Origin of the sequence: Pseudomonas sp. RAC1 (assembly GCF_030658255.1) — a bacterium.
Classification (GTDB): Bacteria; Pseudomonadota; Gammaproteobacteria; order Pseudomonadales; family Pseudomonadaceae; genus Aquipseudomonas; species Aquipseudomonas boreofloridensis.
Map to the genome: position 1 here is coordinate 354,103 of NZ_JAUTXS020000038.1, position 21,190 is coordinate 375,292.

17 protein-coding genes are annotated in these 21,190 nt (G+C 63.6%); 8 read left to right on the forward strand and 9 right to left on the reverse strand.

Going from position 1 to position 21,190, the window contains the following annotated elements:
- The first annotated feature begins 133 nt into the window (after positions 1–133).
- Positions 134–1,132, forward strand: a complete 999-nt coding sequence (gene nagZ, locus Q7C30_RS18960; RefSeq protein WP_317872566.1) for a beta-N-acetylhexosaminidase — start codon at positions 134–136, stop codon at positions 1,130–1,132.
- A 39-nt stretch (positions 1,133–1,171) separates the two neighbouring features.
- Here the strand turns inward: nagZ and Q7C30_RS18965 are convergent, their stop codons facing one another.
- The 3 genes from Q7C30_RS18965 to mfd are packed head-to-tail and all read right to left on the reverse strand — an operon-like array spanning position 1,172 to position 8,516.
- The gene (locus Q7C30_RS18965) at positions 1,172–4,468 is read right to left on the reverse strand and encodes a DEAD/DEAH box helicase (protein WP_317872567.1); all 3,297 of its coding nucleotides are present in this window, start codon (positions 4,466–4,468) and stop codon (positions 1,172–1,174) included.
- A gap of 13 nt (positions 4,469–4,481) precedes the next feature.
- Positions 4,482–5,057 carry a CsiV family protein gene (locus tag Q7C30_RS18970; RefSeq protein ID WP_317872390.1) on the reverse strand — a complete coding sequence of 192 codons (576 nt, stop codon included), beginning with the start codon at positions 5,055–5,057 and terminating at the stop codon, positions 4,482–4,484.
- Between the two features lie 9 nt (positions 5,058–5,066).
- Entirely contained in the window at positions 5,067–8,516 is a 3,450-nt protein-coding gene (mfd, locus tag Q7C30_RS18975) for a transcription-repair coupling factor (RefSeq protein ID WP_317872391.1), read from the reverse strand.
- A gap of 166 nt (positions 8,517–8,682) precedes the next feature.
- Between mfd and Q7C30_RS18980 the strand changes: the two genes are divergently transcribed.
- Both Q7C30_RS18980 and sthA read left to right on the forward strand, forming a co-directional pair.
- Complete coding sequence (locus tag Q7C30_RS18980; protein ID WP_295482145.1) at positions 8,683–10,146, forward strand: glyceraldehyde-3-phosphate dehydrogenase; 1,464 nt, start codon at positions 8,683–8,685, stop codon at positions 10,144–10,146.
- A gap of 252 nt (positions 10,147–10,398) precedes the next feature.
- On the forward strand, positions 10,399–11,793 hold the full coding sequence (gene sthA / locus Q7C30_RS18985) for a Si-specific NAD(P)(+) transhydrogenase (protein ID WP_029613024.1): 1,395 nt from the start codon (positions 10,399–10,401) through the stop codon (positions 11,791–11,793).
- Between the two features lie 48 nt (positions 11,794–11,841).
- Here sthA and Q7C30_RS18990 read toward each other — a convergent pair whose 3' ends face one another.
- Together Q7C30_RS18990 and Q7C30_RS18995 are read right to left on the reverse strand one after the other, a co-directional pair.
- On the reverse strand, positions 11,842–12,558 hold the full coding sequence (locus Q7C30_RS18990; protein ID WP_317872392.1) for a glycerophosphodiester phosphodiesterase: 717 nt from the start codon (positions 12,556–12,558) through the stop codon (positions 11,842–11,844).
- Positions 12,559–12,590: 32 nt separating this feature from the next.
- Positions 12,591–13,175: a PilZ domain-containing protein gene (locus tag Q7C30_RS18995; RefSeq protein WP_317872393.1), complete on the reverse strand. Its 585-nt coding sequence runs from the start codon at positions 13,173–13,175 to the stop codon at positions 12,591–12,593.
- Positions 13,176–13,268: 93 nt separating this feature from the next.
- Between Q7C30_RS18995 and Q7C30_RS19000 the strand changes: the two genes are divergently transcribed.
- Genes Q7C30_RS19000 through Q7C30_RS19010 form a run of 3 tightly spaced genes read left to right on the forward strand, consistent with a single transcriptional unit; the run spans position 13,269 to position 16,510 of the window.
- Positions 13,269–14,519, forward strand: a complete 1,251-nt coding sequence (locus Q7C30_RS19000; protein WP_039578767.1) for a lipoprotein-releasing ABC transporter permease subunit — start codon at positions 13,269–13,271, stop codon at positions 14,517–14,519.
- Between the two features lie 7 nt (positions 14,520–14,526).
- Positions 14,527–15,210 (forward strand): lipoprotein-releasing ABC transporter ATP-binding protein LolD, encoded by a 684-nt coding sequence (gene lolD / locus Q7C30_RS19005; protein WP_317872394.1) that lies wholly within the window; start codon positions 14,527–14,529, stop codon positions 15,208–15,210.
- Between the two features lie 55 nt (positions 15,211–15,265).
- Entirely contained in the window at positions 15,266–16,510 is a 1,245-nt protein-coding gene (locus Q7C30_RS19010; protein ID WP_295482138.1) for a lipoprotein-releasing ABC transporter permease subunit, read from the forward strand.
- Between the two features lie 19 nt (positions 16,511–16,529).
- Here the strand turns inward: Q7C30_RS19010 and Q7C30_RS19015 are convergent, their stop codons facing one another.
- Together Q7C30_RS19015 and Q7C30_RS19020 are read right to left on the reverse strand one after the other, a co-directional pair.
- A complete protein-coding gene (locus tag Q7C30_RS19015) occupies positions 16,530–17,867 on the reverse strand; it encodes a heavy metal sensor histidine kinase (RefSeq protein ID WP_317872568.1) in 1,338 nt (445 codons plus the stop codon).
- Complete coding sequence (locus tag Q7C30_RS19020) at positions 17,864–18,544, reverse strand: heavy metal response regulator transcription factor (protein WP_029613018.1); 681 nt, start codon at positions 18,542–18,544, stop codon at positions 17,864–17,866. The genes Q7C30_RS19015 and Q7C30_RS19020 overlap by 4 nt, the downstream gene beginning before the upstream one ends.
- 192 nt (positions 18,545–18,736) lie before the next feature.
- Here Q7C30_RS19020 and Q7C30_RS19025 point away from each other — a divergent pair, with 192 nt between their 5' ends.
- Together Q7C30_RS19025 and queF are read left to right on the forward strand one after the other, a co-directional pair.
- Positions 18,737–19,207 (forward strand): cupredoxin family protein, encoded by a 471-nt coding sequence (locus tag Q7C30_RS19025; protein WP_116888621.1) that lies wholly within the window; start codon positions 18,737–18,739, stop codon positions 19,205–19,207.
- 68 nt (positions 19,208–19,275) lie between these two features.
- Positions 19,276–20,106: an NADPH-dependent 7-cyano-7-deazaguanine reductase QueF gene (queF, locus tag Q7C30_RS19030; protein ID WP_317872395.1), complete on the forward strand. Its 831-nt coding sequence runs from the start codon at positions 19,276–19,278 to the stop codon at positions 20,104–20,106.
- Positions 20,107–20,147: 41 nt separating this feature from the next.
- On the opposite strand, the gene Q7C30_RS19035 is transcribed toward queF, so the two are convergent.
- Both Q7C30_RS19035 and Q7C30_RS19040 read right to left on the reverse strand, forming a co-directional pair.
- Positions 20,148–20,411 (reverse strand): DUF4404 family protein, encoded by a 264-nt coding sequence (locus tag Q7C30_RS19035; RefSeq protein ID WP_317872396.1) that lies wholly within the window; start codon positions 20,409–20,411, stop codon positions 20,148–20,150.
- A gap of 122 nt (positions 20,412–20,533) precedes the next feature.
- A complete protein-coding gene (locus Q7C30_RS19040) occupies positions 20,534–21,097 on the reverse strand; it encodes a hypothetical protein (RefSeq protein ID WP_029613014.1) in 564 nt (187 codons plus the stop codon).
- Positions 21,098–21,190 lie beyond the last annotated feature (93 nt).

The following is a 21,190-nucleotide window of genomic DNA, read 5'->3' on the forward strand; positions in this document are numbered from 1 at the left end:
CCCTCTGCTTGCCCGCCCCCCCTACCCATTCGTTTATCAACGGTTCCAGAGCCGGGGATGGCGAGCGCCTGCGCTGCCGTCCTGTATCACTTCGGTCTGAATCTTCAATGAAGGACTCCGTATGACTGCCAGCCTGCAAGGCTCACTGATGGTGGATATCGCCGGTCACTGGCTGACCGCCGAGGACCGTCAGCTTCTGCGTCAACCTGAAGTGGCGGGCCTGATCATTTTCGCCCGCAACATCGACAGCCCTCGGCAGGTGCGCGAGCTCTGCGCGTCGATACGGGCCATCCGACCTGACCTGATCCTGGCGGTCGATCAGGAAGGGGGGCGGGTCCAGCGTCTGCGTCAGGGGTTCGTGCGCCTGCCGGCGATGCGCGCGCTGGCCGATAACGCCAATGCCGAGTATTTGGCCGAGCAATGCGGCTGGCTGATGGCGACCGAGGTGTTGGCCGTCGGCTTGGACCTGAGCTTCGCGCCGGTGCTGGATTTGGATCATCAACGCAGTGCAGTGGTGGGCAGCCGGGCCTTTGAAGGCGATCCGCAGCGTGCCACGCGACTGGCCGGTGCCTTCATCCGTGGCATGAATGCCGCAGGCATGGCCGCCTGTGGCAAGCATTTTCCGGGTCACGGTTGGGCAGAGGCCGACTCGCACGTGGCCATTCCGACCGATGAGCGCAGCCTTGAGCAGTTGCGTCAGGCCGATCTGGTGCCCTTCACGCGTCTGAGCGGTCAGCTGGCAGCGGTCATGCCCGCCCATGTGATCTACCCACAGATCGACAACCAGCCCGCCGGGTTCTCGCGGCGCTGGCTGCAGGACATCCTGCGCGGTGAGCTGGGCTTTGAAGGGGTGATATTCAGCGATGACTTGTCCATGGCCGGCGCGCACGTGGTCGGCGATGCGGCCAATCGCATCGAGGCAGCGTTGAGCGCCGGTTGTGACATGGGACTGGTGTGCAATGATCGGGCTGCGGCGGAGCTGGCGCTGACGGCGGCGCAGCGCTTGAAGGTGAGACCATCGCCGCGCATCGTCGGCATGCGCGGGAAGGGTTTCGCGTCCACCGACTACAAACAGCAACCGCGGTGGCTGGAGGCGCTGGCCGCTTTGAAGGACGCGCAATTGATCGAGTAAGCCGATTGCGATTTTACCCGCAATACGGCCTGGGTCCGCTCAACGTCCGCGTTTGCCCGGCAGCGGCGCGAACAGCGCCTCGATTTCTTCGTCACCCAGGCGCCACTGTCCGGCTTGACCGCCATCGAGCAGCCCGGCCGCCAGCGTCGCTTTTTGCTGTTGCAGTTGCTGGATCTTCTCTTCCACCGTGCCGCGGGTGATCAGCTTGTAGACGAACACCGGCTTGTCCTGACCGATCCGATAGGCCCGGTCCGTAGCCTGGTTCTCGCTGGCCGGGTTCCACCACGGATCGTAGTGGATCACCGTATCGGCTGCGGTCAGGTTGAGGCCGGTGCCGCCTGCCTTGAGGCTGATCAGGAACACGTCGCTGTCCCCGTTCTGGAATTGCTGGACCGGCGCCCGCCGATCGTGCGTTTCCCCTGTCAGCAGGCTGTAGCGGATGGCACGCTTGTCCAGTTCGGCCTGAACCAGTGCGAGCATCGAGGTGAACTGCGAGAACAGCAGTATCCGGCGGCCTTCGCTGATCAGTTCTTCGAGCATCTGCAGCAGGCTGCCCAGCTTGCCTTTGTCCGCCTGGTTGCCCTGGGCGTTCACGCCTTTGACCAGGCGCAAGTCACAGCAGACCTGGCGCAGCTTGAGCAGGGCGTCGAGGATCACGATCTGGCTGCGAGAAGCGCCGTTGAGGGCGATTTCGTCGCGAACCTTCTTGTCCAGTGCCACCCGCACGGTCTCGTAGGTGTCGCGCTGAGCATCGCTGAGGTCGACCCAGTGCACCATCTCGGTCTTGGGTGGCAACTCGCGCGCCACTTGTTCCTTGGTGCGGCGCAGGAGGAAGGGCCTCACCCGAGTGGCGAGGTGGTTCAGGCGCTCGGTGTCACCCTGGCGCTCGATGGGCGTGCGGTAGTCTTGGTTGAAGCGCTTCTGGTCGCCCAGCCAGCCGGGCATCAGGAAATGGAAGATCGACCACAACTCGCCCAGATTGTTTTCCACTGGCGTACCGGTCAGGCACAGGCGTTGGTCGGCGTGCAATTCGCGAGCAGCCTGGGCGGCCTTGCTGGTACTGCTCTTGATGTTCTGCGCTTCGTCCAGCACCAGCAAGTGCCAGTTTTGTGCTTGCAGATGCTGAAGGTCACGTGGCAAAAGGGCGTAGGTGGTCAGCACCAGATCGTAGTCGCCAAGCGTGGCGAACGCCCGTGATCGGCTGGGGCCATGCAGGGCGAGAACCCGCAGGTCCGGGGCGAAACGCTGGGCTTCGTCGAGCCAGTTGGGGATCAGGCTGGTGGGCATGACCGCCAGTGCAGGCTGGTCCAGACGCCCGGACTCTTTCTCCAGCAGCAGGTGGGCAAGGGTCTGCAGGGTCTTGCCTAAGCCCATGTCATCGCCCAGGATGCCGCCGGTGCCCATTTCGCGCAGCGCCTGGAGCCAGTTCAGGCCTTGCTGTTGATAAGGTCGCAGCTCAGCCGTCAGGCCCTTGGGCGGCAACACGTCGAGGTCGCGTGCATCGCGCAGGCGCCGGCCAAGGTCGCGCAAGTGCTCGCCACCTTCCCAATGCAGGGGCAGGTGCTCGATATCGTTCAGGCGCGCGACATCGGCGCGCTCCAGGCGCAGGGCGGAACCCACAGGGCCTTCGTGCAAGTAGAGCTCACCCAGCGTGCCCATCACCGCTTTGATTCGGCCGTAGGGCAGGGCGACGCGCATAGCCGGGCCGTCCAGGCCACCACGGTTGAGATCCAGTAGCAGGTGTTCCTCGTCGCTGCGCCGCGCCAGTTCGCTGGGGCGCAACAGTTCCGGGTTACTGCGCAGCAATTGCAGGATGATCGGCAGCAGGCTGTGGCGCTGACCGTCGACGACGATACCCAACTCCAGCTCGAACCACTCGTGGGCGGGCGCTTCCTCGACCGTGGCGTACCAGTCCTGCACCTCGTTGAGGTTGAAGGCGAAGTCGCGGTGCATGTCCACTGTCCAGCCGGCTTCGCGCAGCGCTGGCAGGTCCTCACGGGCGAAGTGCAGCCAGGCTTCGTCGTCGGGTAACTGAAGCATGTCGCCCGCGCTGTCGGGCAGCGCTTTGCTTTGTCGGGTGGCGGCCTTGAAACCCAGCTTGCGCAGGGTTTCGCGCAGGTGCTTTTCCTGCTTGGGCTGCCGGGCGATGCGCTGGCTGACGCTGCCGACCAGGCGGCTGAGGGGTTTGTCGTCGTTGCCCGTCGCACGGATGCCATCGTAGTCGAACGAAAGGGCGGCGCGATGCTGCATCTGACGCTGCATACGGCCAGTCTTGGGCGTGTAGGCACTGAATTCGACGCTGCCGAGGGTCAGATGCGCAGTGGGCTGTATGTCGTCCACCCGCTCCTGCTTGACGGTGCTCGGTGTCGGCAGTTGGTGGTTCAGGGCCTTGAGTTTATGGCTCAGGGGCACGATCAGGTGCTCCGGTACGTCGGGAGCGATGGAGAGTTGTTGAGCGGTGTGCGGGTCCAGCGTGTGTCGAAGGGTGCCGACTTGGGCGGTGGTGGTGTCCACGTAGAACAGGGGGATCAGTGGCAGTACATGCAGGGGGGCGTCCGCGCTGTGCCACAGCCCTCGATACTCGCCATTGTCCAGGCGAACCCAGCGGAACTCGGCCTCACGTTCCTCGCCCAGGTTCAGCAGTGGACCGCCTTCGGTGTACAGCAGTCGTCCGGTCTGGGCGATCTGTTGCAGCAGCTCGCCGCCTTCTCTGCCTTTGAGCGGAAAACCGCGCTCTTGGCCGTACGGCATGTTCTGTGCGCCCAGCTGGCGCAATATGCGCAAGTCCTCATCCTTGACGTACGTTGGGGTGTCATAAAGCAGTTCACTCAATGAATGGAGGCGGTTGTAGCGAATGACCTCGCCCTCCCGCGTGCCTTTTCGCACGCGCACTGCACAGCCTTGATCGTCACGGTCGAGGATTTCGTAGCACACCATTCTGCCGCGTCGATCTTGGCTCTGGCGTGCAGCCGCCGGCGGCTGCCCCAGGACCTGTAACCAATGCTCGAGGTGCAGCGGGAGGGTGTCGTTCTTGGCGACGTCCTCGGCGTAACGTTGGGCGAGTGTGAAGAGTAGCGCTGCGCAGTGCTTGCAATTCAGCGCCACAGGACAGCTGCAGCGACCGTCGATCAGCACCTGGCGGTTAGGCGCGACGGAGAAATCGACGCGTTGTTTGTAGCGGCTGGTACCACTGCCAATGCACACGCCTTCGATGCGCAACTGCTCATGGGAGAGGATCTCGGCACGCCCCTGCTCGGCATAGCGCTTGCCGCGTTGCAGCGTGTTTTCGCTGAAGTTGCGGTGCCAGCTCAGGTTCTGTGCGAACAGATGCTCCAGTTCTTTCACGGCCTCACTGCTCCATCATTTCCGGGTCGGGCATCGGTGGTTTGCGCATGCCCACCGGTGCGACCTTGATAAGCAATGCCAGGTGACCGCCGTCGAGGAAGGTGAGTTGGCCATTCTTCACGTTGCTGTTGCTCTGCTTGAACTGCTCGCTGCGCAGTACGCTGCCGTTGCCGTCCAGTTCGTTGACCCAGAAATTGGCGTCGATCCGGGTGAAACGACCTTCGGCAATGCTGAGATTGCCTTCGATGGGAAAGTGGCCGAACTGCTCTTCGCCTGTGCCAAGCGCGATACGGCTCGGCTCGCTGCCGACCTGCTGTTGCCAGGCCTTGTGCACCAGCACGGTGTAGTCGGCAGTCGCCTCCAGGCGCGTGGCTTCATCGGCCAGTGCCAGCGGGCGTTCGGCATCCGGGGTCAAGCGCGCAGCGCCCGCGCTCCAATTCTCGGGCGCGAAGGGGCTGGTGACGGCTGGAACCGTATTTTGCCGCAACAGCAGCATTTCCACCTGATACGGGCCTTCGGCGAAGGCCGCCGCCGGCGCGGTCAGCGTCAGCAGCAGGGTCAGGTAACCAATGGCGCGCATGGAGCTTCCTTAATTCGATTGTGGGGCCAGGCGCTCGAACAGCGCCTCCAAAGTATTGAAACGTTCTTCCGGACGCTCCATCGGCACCAGGAAGCGGAACTGCGTCGCGCCCTCGAACTTGTAGCGCTTGGGCTGGCTCTGGATCAGCTTGATCAGGGTCAGCGGATCGACCGGCGTTTCGGCCTCGAACTCCAGCTTGCCGCCGTTGGGACCGGCGTCGACCTTCTTGATGCCGAGCTTTTCAGCCTGCAGCTTGAGCAGTGTCAGGCGCATCAGGTGCTTGGTCGGCTCGGGCAGCAGGCCGAAGCGGTCGATCATTTCCACTTGCAGATCATTCAAGCCTTCTTCGTCGGTGGCCGAGGCGATGCGTTTGTACAGGATCAGCCGCGCGTGCACGTCGGGCAGATAGTCTTCGGGGATCAGCGCGGGCAGGCGCAGGTTGATCTCCGGGCCTCCGCCCAGGGGTTGTTCAAGGTTGGGCTGGGTGCCCTTGCGGATCGCCTTGACCGCCCGTTCGAGCATCTCCATGTAAAGCGTGAAGCCCACGGCCTGGATCTGGCCGCTCTGGCCTTCGCCCAGCAGCTCTCCGGCACCGCGGATCTCCAGGTCGTTGGTGGCCAGGACGAAGCCTGCGCCCAGGTCCTGGGTGTTGGCGATCGCCTCCAGGCGCTTTTCGGCGTCGGTGCTGATCTGCTGACGCGGCGGCGTCAGCAAGTAGGCGTAGGCCTGGTGGTGGCTGCGCCCGACGCGGCCGCGCAATTGGTGCAACTGCGCCAGGCCGAACTTGTCGGCGCGTTCGATGACGATGGTGTTGGCACTGGGCACGTCGATGCCGGTTTCAATGATGGTCGAGGCGATCAACACGTTGAAACGCTTGTGGTAGAAGTCGCTCATCACCTGTTCGAGTTCGCGCTCGCGCATTTGCCCATGGCCGATGCCGATACGCGCCTCGGGCACCAGCTCGGCGAGGTCGGCGGCGCATTTCTCGATGGTCTTGACGTCGTTGTGCAGATAGTAAACCTGGCCGCCACGCAGCAGTTCGCGCAGCAACGCCTCCTTGACCGTACTTTTGTTCTGCTCCATGACGAACGTGCGCACCGACAGGCGTCGCGCCGGCGGGGTGGCGATGATCGACAGGTCGCGCATGCCGGCCACGGCCATGTTCAGGGTGCGCGGGATCGGCGTGGCGGTCAGGGTGAGGATGTCTACCTCGCTGCGCAGCGCCTTGAGCTGCTCTTTCTGGCGCACGCCGAAGCGGTGCTCTTCGTCGATGATCGCCAGGCCCAGGTCCTTGAAGCGCACATCGTCCTGAAGCAGCTTGTGGGTGCCGATGAGAATGTCGATCTTGCCTTCGGCGAGGTCGGCTGCAGCGCTGGCGACTTCCTTGGCCGACTTGAAACGGCTCATCACTTCGACCTTTACCGGCCAGTCGGCGAAGCGGTCGCGGAAGCTGTTGTAGTGCTGCTGGGCGAGCAGGGTGGTGGGCACCAGCACTGCCACCTGGCGGCCGCTGTGCACCGCAATGAAAGCGGCGCGCATGGCCACTTCGGTCTTGCCGAAGCCGACATCGCCACACACCAGGCGGTCCATGGGCTTGGCAGCGAGCATGTCCTGGCGCACCGCTTCGATCGCCGCTTGCTGGTCCGGCGTTTCCTCGAACGGGAAGCCGGCGCTGAACGTGGCATAGTCGGCGGACGGGTCGGCGAAGGCATAGCCTTTGCGCGCGGCGCGGCGGGCATAAATGTCGAGCAACTCGGCGGCCACGTCGCGCACTTGCTCTGCGGCTTTGCGCTTGGCTTTCTGCCAGGCTTCGGAGCCAAGCCGGTGCAGCGGCGCCAAGGCGTCGTCGCTGCCAGTGTAGCGTGCGATCAGGTGCAGGTTGGCCACCGGGACGTAGAGCTTGGCGCCCTCGGCGTACTCCAGGGTGAGGAATTCGGCAGCCTGGCCGTCGATCTCCAAGGTGGCCAGACCCAGGTAGCGGCCCACGCCGTGGTCGATGTGCACCACCGGCGCGCCTTCGCGCAGTTCGGTGAGGTTCTTGATGACCGCGTCGTTGGCCGCTTCGCCGCGCTTGTCGCGGCGCCGGCGCTGCATCACCCGCTGGCCGAACAACGGGCTCTCGGCGATCAGGGCGATGGCAGGATCGTCCAGCAGCAATCCTTCGTCCAGCGGGGCGATGGTGATCGCCAGGCGCTCACTGGCGGTGATGAAATCGGTCCAGCCTTCGACGGTGTGCGGACGCAGCTTCAGGCGTTCGAGCAGTTCCAGCAGCACCTCGCGACGCCCGGCCGATTCAGCCGTGAACAACACGCGACCCGGGAATTGGTCGAGGAAATTCGCCAGTTCGGCCAGTGGCTGGCTGGCCTTGGCCTCGATGGCCAGGCTGGGCAGGCTGCGTGCGGGGAAACGCACGCGGCCAGCGCCGGCCTCCAGTTCGTCGCGGCTGACCACCACCCGCGGCCACTGCTTGAGTCGGGCGAAGCAGTCCTCGACCGGCATGAACAGCTCGGCCGGTGGCAGCAGCGGGCGGCTCAGATCACCACGGCGCTCCTCGTAGCGGGCGCGCACGTCGTTCCAGAATACCTCGGCGGCCTGTTCCACGCCGGGTAGGGAAAATACCTGGGTGTCGCTCGGCAGATAATCGAACAGGGTGGCGGTTTCTTCGAAGAACAACGGCAGGTAGTACTCGATGCCCGCGGGGATGATGCCGCTGGTCAGGTCCTGGAAGATCGCGCTGCGGCGGAAGTCCACGTCGAAGCGTTCACGAAAGCGCGCCTTGAAGCGCGTCACTTCGTCTTTCTGCATGGGAAATTCGCGGGCCGGTAGCAGCCGCACTGAGTCGACCTTGTCGATCGAACGTTGGGTTTCCGGATCGAAGGTGCGCAGCGTCTCGATTTCGTCGTCGAACAGGTCGATGCGGTAGGGGGCCTTGCTGCCCATGGGGAAGAGGTCGATCAGCGCGCCACGCACGGCGAATTCACCGTGCTCGTAGACCGTGTCGACGCAGCGGTAGCCGCTGGCTTCAAGGCGCGTGCGCATCTGCTCGACGTCGATCTTCTGCCCCACGTCCAGGACCAGACTGCCCCCGAGCAGGAAGCGGGTGGGGGCCAGGCGGTGCAGGGCAGTGCTGATCGGCACCACCAGAATGCCGTGGTCCAGTTCCGGCAGGCGGTACAGGCTGGCAATGCGCTGGGAGATGATGTCCTGGTGCGGGGAGAACAGATCGTAGGGCAGCGTTTCCCAATCGGGGAACGGCAGCACCGGCAGCTGCGGTGCGAAGAAGCGCAGCTCCTGTTCGAGGCGGTCGGCGGCCTGGCTGTCGGCGGTCAGCAGCAGGGTGAAGCGGCCAGCGCTGCTGGCGGCTTCGGCGATGGCCAGGCTGAGGGCGGCTCCGGGCAGGTTGCCCCAGGTTTGTTTGCCGGCCGTGGCCGACAGTGGCGGTAGGCGCAGAACTGACACGGAAGATCTGACTCCAAGCGTGCGGCAAAGGGATTGATTGTACTGACGCCACCGTCTGCTGTCAGGTTCCAAAGGCCGCGAAGGCGCCTGTGCGCGGCGCCGACAGGCACTCATTGCCGGTTACGCGACGGGGCGGCATAATGTAGCCCCTTTTTTCTGTCCCTACATGTGGAAGGTTCCCGTGACTCAGAAGCCCGACCAGTGTCTTGGTGAGTGGATCGATCGTGAAGCCCTGGCTGAAGCGATGATCCCGCTTATCGGTCAGCTCTACCGCAATAACAATGTGGTGAGCTCGATCTATGGCCGTAGCCTGATCAACCGTTCGGTTATCTCGATCCTCAAGGCCCACCGCTTTGCGCGTCACCGTCAGACCGACGAGACCGAACTGTCCGTACACGAGACATTCCCGCTGCTCAAGGCCATGAGCGAGCTGAAACTGGGCGCCGCTTCGGTCGACCTGGGCAAGCTGGCCAACAAGTTCAAGCAGCAGGGCAACGGCCGCAGCGCCGAGCAGTTCGTGCGCGACGAACTGGCCGATGTGGTCGGTCAGCAAAATGTTTCGGCACGCAAGGGCACCGACGTCGTGCTCTATGGCTTCGGTCGCATTGGCCGCCTGCTGGCGCGCATCCTCATCGAGAAGACCGGTGGCGGCGACGGCCTGCGCCTGCGCGCCATCGTCGTGCGCAAGGGGGCCGAGAACGACTTGGTCAAGCGCGCCAGCCTGCTGCGTCGCGACTCGGTGCACGGCCCGTTCGATGGCACCATCACCATCGATGAAGCCAACAACACCATCACCGCCAACGGCAACCTGATTCAGGTGATCTACGCCAAGAATCCGAGCGAAGTCGACTACACCCAGTACGGCATCGATAACGCACTGATCGTCGACAACACCGGCGTTTGGCGTGACGCCGACGGCCTGGGCCAACACCTGGCCTGCCCGGGCGCCGGTCGCGTGATCCTCACCGCACCGGGCAAGGGCGCGCTGAAGAACATCGTGCACGGCATCAACCACGGTGAAATCACCGCTGACGACAAGATCATCTCCGCCGCTTCCTGCACCACCAACGCCATTGTGCCGGTGCTCAAAGCGATCAACGATGAGTACGGCATCGTCAACGGTCACGTCGAAACCGTTCACTCGTTCACCAACGACCAGAACCTGATCGACAACTTCCACAAGGGCAGCCGTCGTGGTCGCGCTGCGCCGCTGAACATGGTCATCACCGAAACCGGTGCCGCCACCGCCGCCGCCAAGGCGCTGCCGGTGCTCAAAGGCAAGCTGACCGGTAACGCCATTCGCGTGCCGACGCCAAACGTGTCCATGGCCATTCTCAACCTGAACCTCGAGAAAGCCACCAGCCGTGAAGCGTTGAACGAGTACCTGCGCCAGACCGCCATGCACTCGGAACTGCACAAGCAGATCGACTACGTCAGCTCCCAGGAAGTGGTCTCCACCGACTTCGTCGGCTCGCGCCATGCCGGTGTGGTGGATGCCGAAGCCACCATCTGCAACGACAACCGCGTTGTCCTGTACGTCTGGTACGACAACGAGTTCGGCTACAGCTGCCAGGTGGTCCGCGTGATGGAAGACATGGCTGGCGTCAACCCGCCAGCGTTCCCACGCTGATACGCGTGTGAAGTCTTGAACGAACGGGAACCTGCGGGTTCCCGTTTTTCGTGCGGTGCCGGTTGCGCGCTCGGCTGAGTGGCAGGTGCTGTACATGTAGTGCAGGCAGTGTTGGCCTACGACGCGACCAAGGGTTAATGTGCGCAGCGTTCAGGCTTGATTAGACTGCACCCGAATTTTTTTCATGGCGCTGCGGCGTCATGGCGAGCCCCGTGGCCAACCGGCTGACGGGCCAGTTCTGAAGGAGTACGCATGGCTGTCTACAACTACGACGTGGTGGTGCTGGGTTCCGGCCCGGCCGGTGAAGGCGCGGCAATGAATGCCGCCAAGGCAGGTCGCAAGGTGGCGATGGTCGACAGTCGTCGCCAGGTCGGCGGCAACTGCACCCACCTGGGTACCATTCCGTCCAAGGCACTGCGTCATTCGGTGCGGCAGATCATGCAGTTCAATACAAACCCGATGTTCCGGGCCATCGGCGAACCGCGCTGGTTCTCCTTCCCGGACGTGCTCAAGAGTGCCGAAAAGGTGATCGCCAAGCAGGTCGCTTCGCGCACCGGCTACTACGCGCGCAACCGCGTCGATGTGTTCGTCGGCACCGGCAGCTTCGCCGACGAGCAGACGGTCGAAGTGGTCTGCCCCAATGGCGTGGTGGAAAAGCTCAACGCCAAGCACATCATCATCGCGACTGGTTCGCGTCCGTATCGTCCGGCCGACATCGACTTCCATCACCCACGGGTGTACGACAGCGACACCATCCTCAGCCTCAGCCACACCCCGCGCAAGCTCATCATCTACGGCGCTGGGGTGATCGGTTGCGAATACGCCTCGATCTTCAGCGGTCTGGGCGTACTGGTCGAGCTGGTGGATAACCGTGGCCAATTGCTGAACTTCCTGGACTCGGAAATTTCCCAGGCGCTGAGCTACCACTTCAGCAACAACAACATCACCGTGCGTCACAACGAAGACTACGAGCGGGTCGAAGGGCTGGACAACGGCGTGATCCTGCACCTGAAGTCGGGCAAGAAGATCAAGGCCGATGCCTTGCTCTGGTGCAATGGTCGCACCGGCAACACCGACAAGCTGGGCCTGGAAAACATCGGCATCAAGGTCAATAGCCGCGGGCAGATCGAAGTGGACGAGAACTACCGCACCGGCGTGACGAACATCTACGGTGCCGGCGACGTGATCGGCTGGCCGAGCCTGGCCAGTGCCGCCCATGACCAGGGCCGTTCGGCGGCCGGCAGCATTGTCGACAATGGTAGCTGGCGCTTCGTCAACGATGTGCCGACCGGCATTTACACCATTCCCGAGATCAGTTCGATCGGCAAGAACGAACAGGAGCTGACTCAGGCCAAGGTGCCATACGAAGTGGGCAAGGCCTTCTTCAAGAGCATGGCCCGTGCGCAGATCGCGGGCGAGCCGCAGGGCATGCTGAAGATTCTGTTCCACCGCGAGACCCTGGAAATTCTCGGCGTGCACTGCTTCGGTTACCAGGCTTCGGAAATTGTGCACATCGGTCAGGCGATCATGAGCCAGCCGGGCGAACTGAACAATCTGAAGTACTTCGTCAACACCACCTTCAACTACCCGACCATGGCCGAGGCCTATCGGGTCGCGGCATACGACGGGCTGAACCGGCTTTTTTGAGCGGCTCCGGCCGGTGGCCTGAGCCGGTCGGGGAGACCGATTTCAGCCCTACCCGAGGGTGGTCTTGGCCAAACCGGGAAAGTCTGTGATTAGGCTGTCCACGCCAAAGTCGGCGAGTCGGCGCATCAGTGCCGGCTCGTTGACCGTCCATACCGACACGTGCAGACCCTGGCGCTGGGCCTTGATCAGGCGCTCGGGTGTGCACAACGTCCAGTTCAGCGCCAGCAGGTTACATCCGTAGTTCTGCGCGACCTTCAATGGGTCGAGCCAGGCGTACTCGGCGACCAGTCCGCGCGCGATGTCCGGCACCAGCTCTTGGGCCGCGCCCAACACTTCCCGTGAACTCGAGGTGATGGTCACCTTGTCGAGCAGATCGTACTGCTGGGCCAGTTCGCGAATGGCCAGCACCGTGGTAGCGGCGCGCGTACGAGATGCACTTTTGACTTCAAGCTGCCAGTGCTCGAAGGCGCACTTTTCGAACAGTTCTTCCAAGCGCGGAATAGGGCAGGGCTGTACATGGCCCGGACCGCCTTGGCGGGCATCGTAGGTGGCAAGGTTGGCGGCGCTGTGTTCGACCACCTTGCCGCGGCGGCCCGTGGTGCGCTTGAGGGTCGGGTCGTGGATCACCATCAACTGGTTGTCGGCCGACAGGTGCAGGTCCAGTTCGCAGCGGTGCACGCCGTGCGACAGGCACTGGCGGAAGCTGGTCAGGGTGTTCTCGGGTGCTTCGCCCTTGGCGCCGCGATGGCCGTAGATCAGGGTCACGTTCATTCCTTCAAGTCGGGAGAGGGAAAAGTTCAGGGTTGCGGGTCTTGCCGTTCCAGTTGCTGGCGGCGCTGCTGTTGCTGGCGCTGTAGGATATAGCGGGCCAGCAACTGGCGTTCGGCATCGCTCATGTCGGTGAATTCGGTGCCGACCTCGAATTGGCCGTCAGCCCGTGGATCGCAATGGGTGATGCGTCCGCGCAAGAGCAGGCCATGGGCGCGTGGCATGAGCACCATCTTCACTTTCACCCGGGTGCCCGGGGCAATCCTCTGCGCCTGAACGCTGTCGATGCCGCCCTCGGAGATGATCACCCGTTGCGGCTCGCCGATTTCGCCGAGCAGGGTCTGCGCCACCACTGCGCTGAGCAGATCGAGGCGCTTGTTCTGCGCGCGCAGAAAGGCGGCCAGGGTGCGGTCCTTGTCGCTGAGCTGGCGTAACAGGTGCTGGGCTTCAAAGTCGGACAAGTGCAGTTCGCTGAGCAGGTTGAACAGCGGCGAATCATCCAGCAACAGTTCTGTATCAAGGGCTTGCGCCGCGCTCAACGGGCTGATTTGCAGTGCGATCCGATCTTCGATGCGGTAGTATTCGCGCCGATCTTCTTCGTCTAGTGTCGTCATGGCGAACCCATGGTTGCGGCAGTGGTCCGAGTGTAAAGCCGCCACAGGCGCCTCGCCACAAGGACGTTCCCTTTCCTGCGAACAAGCCCCGACATGTTCAGACCTCTCTTCGTATTCATCGGCACCCGCTACACCCGTGCCAAGCGCCGCAACCATTTCGTCTCGTTCATTTCCCTGACCTCGATGATCGGCCTCGCCCTGGGCGTGGTGGTCATGATCGTGGTGCTGTCGGTGATGAACGGCTTCGACCACGAGATGCGCACCCGCGTGCTGGGCATGGTTCCGCATGCCACCGTGGAAGGCGATCAGCCCATCGCCGATTGGCAGGCCCTCGCTCAACAAGTAAAGCAGAATCCGCATGTCCAGGCGGTGGCGCCTTTCACCCAGATGCAGGGTCTGTTGACCCATGACGGCAAGGTGCAGAAGATGCTGCTCAACGGCATCCTGCCCGAGCGTGAGCGTGAGGTGTCGATCATCGACAACTTCATCAAGCAGGGCAGTCTCGACCGCCTGGCGCCGGGTGAGTGGGGCATCCTGATCGGTGACAAGGCGGCCGACAAACTGGGCGTCAAGGTCGGCGACAAAGTCACGTTCGTCGCGCCGGAGGTGAGCATCACCCCGGCCGGCATGTTCCCGCGCATGAAGCGCTTTACCGTGGTCGGCACCTTCCACGTGGGTGCCGGCGAAATCGACGGGTACCTGGGGCTGACCAACTTGTCCGACCTGTCGCGCCTGCACCGCTGGAAAGCCGATCAGGTGCAAGGGCTGCGGCTTAAATTCGACGACCTGTTCCAGGCGCCTCGCGAGGCCTGGAACATCGTCAAGCAGTTGGGCGAGCAGCAGTACTATGCCCGCGACTGGACCCGCACCCAGGGCAACCTGTACCAGGCGATTCGCATGGAGAAGTCGATCATCGGCCTGTTGCTGCTGCTGATCGTCGCGGTGGCGGCGTTCAACATCATTTCCACCCTGGTGATGGTGGTCAACGACAAACGCGGCGACATCGCCATTTTGCGTACCCTCGGTGCCACGCCACGACAGATCATGGCGATCTTCATGGTCCAGGGCACGGTCATCGGCGTGGTCGGCACCTTGATCGGCGCCGTGGTCGGCATCCTCGCCGCGCTCAACGTCAGCGCGGCCATTGCCGGCATCGAGACGCTGATCGGGCACAAATTCCTCAACGCCGACGTGTATTTCATCGATTACCTGCCGTCGCAGATCATCGCCCAGGATGTGTGGATGGTCTGTGGTGCGGCGCTGGCCCTGAGTTTCCTCGCCACCCTGTATCCGGCCTGGCGTGCTGCGCGCACCCAGCCTGCAGAGGCGCTACGTTATGAGTGAGTCGCGCATGAGTGATCAAGCCGTACTGAGTTGCCGCAACCTGGGCAAGTCCTATGACGAGGGCCCGGAGTCGGTGCAGGTGCTGTCCGGGTTGAGCCTGGAGCTGCATCCGGGCGAGCGGGTGGCCATTGTCGGCAGTTCCGGCTCGGGCAAGAGCACGCTGCTCAACCTGCTCGGCGGGCTCGACACACCGTCCCAGGGCAGCGTTTGGCTGGCCGGCGAAGAGCTGTCGGCGTTGGGCGAGCGCGATCGCGGCCTGCTGCGCAACCGCGCGTTGGGCTTCGTGTACCAGTTTCATCACCTGCTGGCCGAATTCACCGCCCTGGAAAACGTCTGCATGCCGCTGCTGATCGGCCGCACGCCGATTCCCGAGGCCCGCCAGCGCGCCACCGCATTGCTCGAGCGCGTGGGCCTGGGGCATCGCCTGAATCACAAGCCTGCCGAGCTGTCCGGTGGCGAGCGCCAGCGTGTGGCGATTGCCCGTGCGCTGGTCAACCAGCCGGGTCTGGTGATGCTCGACGAGCCCACCGGCAACCTCGATCACCACACGGCCATGGGCATTCAGGAACTTATGCAAGAGCTGTCGACAGCGTCGCGCACAGCGTTCCTGGTGGTGACCCACGACCTCAGCCTGGCACGCAAGATGGACCGTGTGCTGAGCCTGGAAGACGGTCGCCTGGTCTCGATCTGACTGCACGGGGCTGCCTGCGCGGCCCCATCCTCTGTTCAACTGGATGTTCGCGTACATGTTCAGACCCTTGCCCTTGTTCATCGGTGCCCGCTACACCCGTGCCAAGCGCCGCAACCACTTCATCTCGTTCATTTCCATGACTTCGATGATCGGCCTGTCACTGGGTGTGCTGGCGATGATCGTGGTGCTGTCGGTCATGAACGGCTTCCAGCGGGAGATGAGTTCGCGCGTGTTGGGCCTGGTGCCGCACGCCAGCATTCTCGGCATTCAGCCGCTGGATGACTGGCGCAGCGTGGCCACGGCCGCGCTGAAGAATCCAGCCGTGGTCGCCGCCGCGCCCTTGACCGAAATGGAGGGCATGCTTTCCTACAAGGGCGCCATGCAGCCGATCCAGGTCAGTGGCATCGACCCGGCCGAGGAGGGCCAGGTGTCCATCGTCGGCGAGCATATCGTCCAGGGCTCGCTGCAGGCGTTGCAGCCGGGCGATTATGGGGTAGTGCTCGGTGAGCTTACGGCGCGTCGCTTTCGCTTGAACACCGGCGACAAGGTCACGCTGATCGTTCCGGAGGTGAGCAGTGCGCCGGGCGGCATCACCCCGCGCATGCAGCGCCTGACCGTGGTCGGCATCTTCAAGGTCGGTGCCGAGCTGGACGGCTCGCAGGCCTATATCCACATTGCCGATGCCGGTCAGATGCAACGCTGGGCGCCCGACCAGGTGCAGGGCGTACGCCTGAAATTGCATGACTTGTACGCGGCGCCGCAGGTGTCCAAGGCGATCGCCACCCGCCTCGGCACGGCCTATCGTGCCGACGACTGGTCGCACACCCAGGGCAGCCTGTTCAGTGCGATGAAGATGGAGAAGACCATGATCGGCCTGTTGCTGCTGATGATCATCGCGGTGGCAGCCTTCAACATCATCGCCACGCTGGTGATGGTGGTGAACGACAAAGGCGCGGACATCGCCATCCTGCGCACCCTAGGCGCTACGCCGGCGCAGATCATGGGCACCTTCATGGTTCAGGGCAGCCTGATCGGCATCGTCGGCACCTTGATCGGCGGTGTGCTGGGCGTGATCGGCGCGCTCAACGTCAGCGCTATCGTCGGCTGGCTGGAGCGTACCAGCGGGCAGCACATCTTCACCTCCGACCTGTACTTCATCAGCAGCCTGCCGTCGCAACTGCAGTGGGGCGATGTGGCGATCATCTGTAGCGCCGGGCTGGTGATGAGCTTCCTCGCCACCCTGTACCCGGCGTACCGGGCGTCGCAGATCGAGCCGGCGATGGCCCTGCGCTACGAGTGAGGCCTGCCCTGGCGCTACCTCAGCATGGCTGGGGCAGTTCGATCACGAAATGTGTCCAGCCTTGGCGGCAGTGCGCGCTTATCGAGCCGCCATGGGCCTGGACGATCGAGCGGGTGATCGCCAGTCCCAGTCCCGCGTGCTCGGTGCTGCCTTCATGGCGTGCCGGATCCTCTCGATAAAAACGGTCGAACACGCGCGCCAGGGCGTGCTCGGTGATGGCCGGTCCGGTGTTGGCCACGTCCACGCGCAGGCCGGATGACACGCTCACCTCGACCGTTCCGCCTGGCGGCGTGAAACGCAGGGCATTTTCCAGCAGGTTCGACAGCGCCCGGCGCAGCATGTGGCGATCGCCCAGCAGGTGCGCCTGGCCTTGGCGGCGCAGGGTGATGGCGGCGTCCTCGGCCAGTGCGGCGTAGTAGTCGAGCAGGGCATCGACCTCCGCTGCCAGGTCCAGCCGCTCTCGGTTAGGCATGAGCAAGCCATGGTCGGCCTTGGCCAGATACAGCATGTCGTTGACCATTTGCGCCATGTGCTGCAGCTCTTCGAGATTGTCGTGCAAGGCCTCACGGTACTCGTCCAGGCTGCGCGGCCGGGTGAGCGTGACCTGGGTGTGCGTGAGCAGATTCGACAGCGGCGTGCGCAGCTCATGGGCAATGTCGGCGGAGAAGGCCGAGAGGCGCACGAAGGCATCTTCCAGGCGCTGCAGCATGGCGTTGACGGTCTGGCCAAGCTCGGCCAGTTCCTCCGGCAGTTGCGCCACCGGCAGACGAGTGGTCAGCGAGCGGGCGTTGACACTGGCCGCCACCACTCCCATCTGGCGCAAGGGGCGTAGTCCCCGCCTGACCGCCCAGGCGCCGAGTAGGGCGGTGACCAGCGCGGACAGGCCTACTGTCAGCCAGATCAATTGCTGCATGCGCTCGAGAAAGTGCTGGTGATGGGTGATGTCCAGAAACAGCGTGACCTGCCCGCCTATTACGCGCTCGGAAAGGCTGCGGTAGGCGATGCTGTCCCTGTGCAGAGTGGCCAAGCCCGGCTGGCGAGGTTCCTCGGGCAAGCCGGTGCGACTGTCGAACCACAGCGTGTCATCGTTGCCGCGGATGCGCAGGGCCAGGTCTGCCTGGTGGCTCAGTTCGCTGCGCAGCACTGGCACTTTGGCCTCCAGTGCGCGTGGGGAGTCGACATGGGCAAGGGCGGTACGCAGTTGCGAAAGGCGGGCGCTGAGCAGCTGCTGATCGAGCTCGACGAAGTGCCGTTCGCTGGCCTGGCTGAACAGCAGTCCAGCGGTCAGCGAAACGGCTGCAGTGCAGGCGGCGAACAGCAGGGCCAGGCGTCCTCCCAGTGACAGGCGCGGCATCAGTCGGCACGCTCTTCGAGCACGTAGCCCATGCCGCGTACGGTATGGATGAGCTTGCCGGGATGGCCTTCGTCGATTTTCAGGCGCAGACGCCGGATCGCGACTTCGATGACATTGGTGTCGCTGTCGAAATTCATATCCCACACCTGCGAGGCGATCAGCGATTTGGGCAGCACCTCGCCCTGGCGGCGTAGCAGCAGTTCGAGCAGGGCGAACTCCTTGGCGGTAAGGTCGATACGGCTACCGGCACGCTCGGCGCGGCGGCGCAGCAGGTCCAGGCGCAGGTCGGCGAGGATCAGGACATTGTCCTGGCTCGGGCTCGAGCCGCGTCGCAGCAGGCTGCGAACCCGGGCGAGCAGTTCGGAGAAGGCGAAGGGTTTGACCAGGTAGTCGTCGGCGCCCAATTCCAAGCCATGGACACGGTCGGCCACGGCATCGCGCGCGGTGAGAAACAGCACGGGCGTGTCCAGTCCGGCCTGGCGCACGGCCTGGAGGATCTGCCAGCCGTCGCGGCCGGGTAGCATCACGTCGAGAATCAGCAGGTCGTGATCGCCGGTGAGGGCAAGAAATTCTCCGGTTTCGCCATCGTCGGCCAATTCCGTGGCAAAGCCCGCTTCGCTCAGGCCCTGGCGCAGGTATTGGCCGGTGCGGGCCTGGTCTTCGACGATCAACAGTTTCATGGGGTGTCCACACACAAGAGCGTTGGCCTGCTCGCGCCGTGGGCGCGCTCGGCTGCCAAGGGAATTGACGACGATGATACGTGAGCCAACGTCAGCGTGCCCAAGCTGACAGCGTTGTAATCTGCCGGTCAGCCCGCCGCCAGCGCGCTGACCGTAGAGTGGCGCCATTGTCCACCTACGCCAGGAGTCACCATGAAATCTCTGATCCTCAGTGCTGCCTTCGCCTTTGTCAGCCTGCCGGCGCTTGCGGACGGCGCCAAGTCGTTCGCCTTCGGCGAGCCTGCTCCAGCCAGCACAGCCACCCGTACCGTGCAGGTAGTGCTCAAGGATATCGCCTTTGAACCAGGCAAGTTGCAGGTCAAGGCGGGGGAGACGGTGCGCTTCGTGTTGATCAACGAAGGCAAGCTGGTTCACGAGTTCAACCTGGGCGATGCGGCCATGCACGCCGAGCATCAGAAGGAAATGGCCGCCATGGCCGGTATGGATCATGGACAGATGGACCACGCTGCGCACGGCCATGACGCGGCCAATACCGTGCTGGTCCAGCCAGGACAGCGTGCCGAGCTGACCTGGACCTTCCGCCAGTCGGCGCCCATCGAGTTTGCCTGCAACGTGCCAGGCCATTACCAGGCGGGCATGGTCGGTCAGTTGACCATCGAGTGACAGCGGCGCCCAAGGCGGGCGGCAAAACCGGTAGAATGGGCGCATTTCCGCGTTTTCAGGTCAGAGACATGCATCCCGCCGCCGAACACTCCCCGCTGGGCAAGTCCAGCGAATACATCGCCATCTACACGCCCTCGCTGCTGTTCCCGATCCCCCGAGCGGCCAAGTGGGCCGAACTGGGCGTCACTGCGCAAACGCTGCCGTGGCAGGGCGTGGACTACTGGAACTGCTTCGAGCTGTCCTGGCTGCTGCCTTCAGGCAAGCCAGTGGTGGCCATCGGCGAGTTCGCCATCCCGGCCGACTCGCCCAGCATCATCGAATCCAAGTCGTTCAAGCTCTACCTCAACTCGTTGAACCAGACGGTGTTCGCCTCTGCCGAGGAACTGGTGGCGTGTCTTGAGCAAGACCTCTCTGCCGCCGCCGGTAAACCGGTGCGTGTGCGGGTGCGGAGCTTGGACGACGTGCAAAACGAGGGGGTCATGGCCCTGCCAGGGCAGTGCATCGATGCGTGGGATGTGACCATCAGCCATTATGGCGAACCACAGCCCGAGCTGCTGCGCTGCGATCCTGACCGCGTGGTCGAAGAAACCTTGCACAGTCATCTGCTCAAATCCAATTGTCCCGTGACGGGTCAGCCGGACTGGGGGAGCGTGGTGGTTGAGTACAAGGGCAGGGCGCTGGATCCTGCCAGCCTGCTGACCTACCTGGTGAGCTTCCGCCAGCATGCCGATTTCCACGAGCAGTGCGTGGAACGGATCTATCTGGATCTGCTGCGCCTGCTGCAGCCAGAGCACTTGACGGTGTATGCACGCTACGTGCGCCGGGGCGGGCTTGATATCAATCCTTATCGCAGCACCGCACCGATCAGCCCGCGCAACGGCAGGCTGGTGCGCCAGTAAGTTCATCTTCGGGGGCCGCACCCGCAGCCCCAAGCGGCGTATCAGATACCCATGCTGTGCAGGCGAGTGATGATGTCGCGCAGCGTGGCAGTGAGGTCGGGGTGATTGACTTCGAAGTGCTCGACGGCGAGATTCACGCCATCAACCAGATTGTTGTCTGGCGAGACTTCTTCGAGCTTGATTTGCGCCTCGATCTGTCGTGCTTCCTCGCGCAGGCCGGCGAGTTCCTCTTCCGACAGCGGTACGTTTCGATCCAGTTGCTCGCGCAGGCTGTTCAGGCGTTCTTGCAGTTCGCGGGCGGGCATTGGCTGTTCTCCATCAATGACTTGGCAAGCCATGGACCTCGGCGCAGGCGCAAAGGTTCTGACCTGACTGCAAGCGTAATCCACTTGCTGACGCTTTGCATGATCGGCATCAAGCCGCGATGTCAGGGTTTTTCACCCTTGCGTCGACGGTGGGCAATGTCTGCCAGGCAGGTGTCGAGCGCTTCGAGATGGTCGATCACCGAGTGCACGCCCAATCCGAACAGTTCAAGGGTGGACTTGCCGCGCGCCAGTTCCTGCTCCTGCACGCTCATGGCCTGCCACCGGTTCGAGGTCTGATCGCACGATGGGCTGCAGGTGGCCAGGCCCACGGTCCACAGTCCTGCATTCAGGCCTGCCTGCAGCAGGCGCGGTTCGCCGCTCACCAGGACGCATCCGTCCAGGCGGGCACTGCTCAGTGACATCAACGCTTGCCAGCAGGCGTTCGGGGAAGGCCAAGGCGAGCCATTGGCGGCGTGGCCGGGTAACCAGCTCGGCAGCACAGCGGTCAGCGCAGTGCTGTGCTCGCTGTCCAGTTCATCGAGCCAGATGCAGGGCACCTGTTGCGCGTGCAGCGACGCCAGGGTGTCGAGAGCGCCGGGGGCGGGCAGGGGGCTACCCTTCGCAGCCTGGACCAGGCAGCCGCGCAGGCCGAACAACACGGCAGTGGGGGCGGGGGCTTCGTGCATGGCAACATCCCTGAAATATCGCCCACGCTAGAGTCTCTATGTGACGGTGGTGTGACAGTCACATGAAGAGCGAGATGAACACTATGCGATCAA